Below are 3089 nucleotides of genomic sequence, written 5' to 3'. Positions count from 1 at the left end.
CCCCCGGGGGGGGTATCCGGCCCGCAAACCCCCACCACACCCCCCCGCCCTCCGCGGCGGGGGGTTTCCTGCTCTTCTGTTCAGCTCCTGGTGCGTTCCAGCCCTCGGCCTTCGAGCTCCCTGCTGCGATTGGTCGATCTGGCCTCGGCTGTCTTGGCGCGCACCGCCTCCTCGGCGGGCAGGCCCTGTCCCACCTCCATCAGCATGCGGACCGCGGCGAGGTCGGGGGAGACGCCCATCTTCTGCAGATGCGCGGCGACGGCGTTGCGCCGCTCGGCCGAGTCGTAGGCCAGCTGGGGCAGCGACGGACCGCTCGACGATCCGGTGACCGATTCGGACAGCTCGCTCGCCGCGCTGGTCATCATGGAGCCGACCGACTCCTTCTCCAGCGAGATCCCCTTGCCGGCCGACTGATTCGACTCGACCATCCTGGCCAGTTCGAGGTTGCGGGGGTCCTTGGCCTTGGACTCGCGCTCCTCCCGCATGCGCAGCTCCTTGGCCTCCTTCATGCGCGCCTCGGTGATCTTGACGCGTGCCTCTGCTTCCTTCTGGCCGCGCTCGCGGGTGCGCAGCGCGACCAGCGTCGCCAAGCTCAACATCGTCTTCATCACGGCCGCTGTCTCCCGGCCGATGTCGTCCAATTCCTCGGACATGGCTTCTCCCCGATGCTGAAGTGCTCGCTGTGGACGGAGGTATTTCTCGAGGTTACCCGAGAACTACCCACTCCAGCCCGGTGAACCAGGTCAGTCCAGGCTCACCGACTGGATCGTTACCGGACTGTTCGGCCTGCCGTCGCCGAGGCCGTTGGAGTCGTCCTGGCCGTTCTCGGCGATCTTGTCCAGGGTTTCCAGGCTGCCCTCGTCGACTTCACCGAAGATGGTGTACTGCGGCGGCAGCTGGGAATCGCCGTAGACCAGGAAGAACTGGCTGCCGTTGGTGCCCGCGCCCGCGTTGGCCATGGCCAGCACGCCACGCTCGTAGCGGATCGGCTCCATCGAGGCCGGGTCGCCCTCGGCGTACTGGTCGGTGGGGTACTCGTTGGCGAACATGTAGCCGGGACCGCCCTGGCCGGTGCCGGTGGGGTCGCCGCACTGCAGCACCTTCAGGCCCTCCCCGGTGGTCAGGCGGTGGCATTCGGTGTCGTCGAAGAAGCCCTGGGTGGCCAGGCTGACGAAGCTGTTCACCGTGCAGGGCGACTCGGCGTTGTTCAGGGTCAGGCCGAGCGGGCCCTGGCTGGTCTCCATGCTGACGCTGACCCGCGCATCCGCGCCGGTGGTGGGGATGTTCTCGGTGCGGCTCGGCTTCTGCACCGGCTTGGCGCTCGGCGCGCCGTCGGTGTAGACGCAGTTCACCGTGTCCGGCTTGGCCACCGGCTCCGGTGCGGGGGCGGCGGAGAAGGTCGACTCGGCGACGGTGTCGGAGCCACCGTCCCCGTCCTCGCCCTTGGTGAGGAAGTACAGCCCCACGGCGGCACCGGCCACCACGACCACACCGAGCACCGATCCCGCGATCGTCAGTTGCTTCCGCTTGCGCGCCCGCTCGGCCCGATTGGCCAGCTGACGTTCCAGCTTGCGCTTGGCCGCCGCTCGTCGCTGTTCGTTGCTCGGCACTACCACATTCCTCCCGTGTCGGCGTACGTCGAGGTTAGAGTCTGCCATCCCGGCCCCGGCGCAAGATCAGGTCGGCCGATCGGGCGGCCGGATCGGTCCGCCGACCGTGCGCTCGACCGCGCCACACCCCCGGAACGGGGTAACCGGTTGGACTTGACGGGGCGCGGTGGGGAAAACTGGAGCATCGTGACCAAGACCAGCAGCTTCTCCGCCCCGAAGGGGGTACCGGACTACGTGCCACCCGGCTCGGCCGAGTTCGTCGCCGTGCGCGACGGCCTCCTGCGGGCCGCCCGACTGGCCGGGTACGGGCATATCGAGCTGCCGATCTTCGAGGACACCGGGCTGTTCGCCCGCGGCGTCGGCGAATCCACCGACGTCGTCTCCAAGGAGATGTACACCTTCGCCGATCGCGGCGACCGCAGCGTCACGCTGCGCCCGGAGGGCACCGCGGGCGTCATGCGCGCCGTCATCGAGCACGGCCTCGACCGCGGCGCGCTGCCGGTCAAGCTGGCCTACTCCGGTCCGTTCTTCCGCTACGAGCGTCCCCAGGCCGGGCGCTACCGCCAGTTGCAGCAGGTCGGCGTCGAGGCCATCGGCATCGACGACCCGGCGCTGGACGCCGAGGTCATCGCGGTCGCCGACGCGGGCTTCCGCTCTCTCGGCCTCGACGGCTTCCGGCTCGAGATCACCTCGCTCGGCGACGACACCTGCCGTCCCCGCTACCGCGAGCTGCTCCAGGAGTTCCTCTTCGCGCTGCCGCTGGACGAGGAGACCCGCCGCCGCGCCGAGCTCAATCCGCTGCGGGTGCTCGACGACAAGCGTCCGCACGTGCGCGAGATGACCGCCGACGCGCCGCTGATGCTCGACCACCTCTCCGAATCGGCCAAGGCTCACTTCGACCAGGTCCTCGGCCACCTCGACGCGCTCGGCGTGCCCTATGTGGTCAACCCCCGCATGGTGCGCGGCCTGGACTACTACACCAAGACCACCTTCGAGTTCGTGCACGACGGCCTCGGCGCGCAGTCCGGCATCGGCGGTGGTGGCCGCTACGACGGCCTGATGGCTCAGCTCGGCGGCCAGCCGCTGTCGGGCATCGGCTTCGGCCTCGGCGTCGACCGCACCATGCTGGCGCTGCGGGCGGAGGGCAAGTCGGCGGGCGACCCCGCCCGCTGTGAGGTCTTCGGCGTGCCCATGGGCGATGCCGCCAAGCAGCGGCTGGTGGTGCTCGCCGCGCAGTTGCGCGCCGCGGGCATCCGGGTCGACCTGGCCTACGGCGGCCGCGGCGTGAAGGGCGCCATGAAGGCCGCCGACCGCTCCGGCGCCCGGTTCACGCTGGTGCTGGGCGAGCGCGAACTCGCCGAGGACGGGGTGGTGGTCAAGGACATGAGCACCGGCGACCAGCGCCAGGTTGCGCTGGCGGAGTTGGTCGAGGCGCGGCGCGCCCGAAACGCCCCCTACAGAGGCGGTCGGCCCACGGGG

Annotated in this window: 3 protein-coding genes; 1 reads left to right on the top strand and 2 read right to left on the bottom strand. The window is 70.2% G+C overall.

Annotation, left to right across the window (positions count from 1 at the left end; translation table 11 throughout):
- Nucleotides 1-80: 80 nt before the first annotated feature.
- Both QH283_RS15435 and QH283_RS15430 read right to left on the bottom strand, forming a co-directional pair.
- Nucleotides 81-653 carry a hypothetical protein gene (locus QH283_RS15435; protein ID WP_280503684.1) on the bottom strand — a complete coding sequence of 191 codons (573 nt, stop codon included), beginning with the start codon at nt 651-653 and terminating at the stop codon, nt 81-83.
- 90 nt (nt 654-743) lie between these two features.
- Nucleotides 744-1610: a peptidylprolyl isomerase gene (locus tag QH283_RS15430; RefSeq protein WP_280503683.1), complete on the bottom strand. Its 867-nt coding sequence runs from the start codon at nt 1608-1610 to the stop codon at nt 744-746.
- 186 nt (nt 1611-1796) lie between these two features.
- On the opposite strand from QH283_RS15430, the gene hisS reads away from it, so the two are divergent.
- A partial coding sequence (gene hisS / locus QH283_RS15425) for a histidine--tRNA ligase (protein WP_280503682.1) occupies nt 1797-3089 on the top strand: 1293 nt, incomplete at its 3' end.

It is taken from the genome of Nocardia farcinica (genome assembly GCF_029867845.1).
GTDB lineage: Bacteria > Actinomycetota > Actinomycetes > Mycobacteriales > Mycobacteriaceae > Nocardia > Nocardia farcinica_A.
Note: the sequence above shows the minus strand (reverse complement) of the source record. Positions and strands in the feature narration are given on the sequence as shown.

What these genes read in the sequence shown, in the direction of transcription:
- QH283_RS15435 (WP_280503684.1), bottom strand. Translation starts at nt 653, where the DNA reads ATGTCCGAGGAATTGGACGACATCGGCCGGGAGACAGCGGCCGTGATG.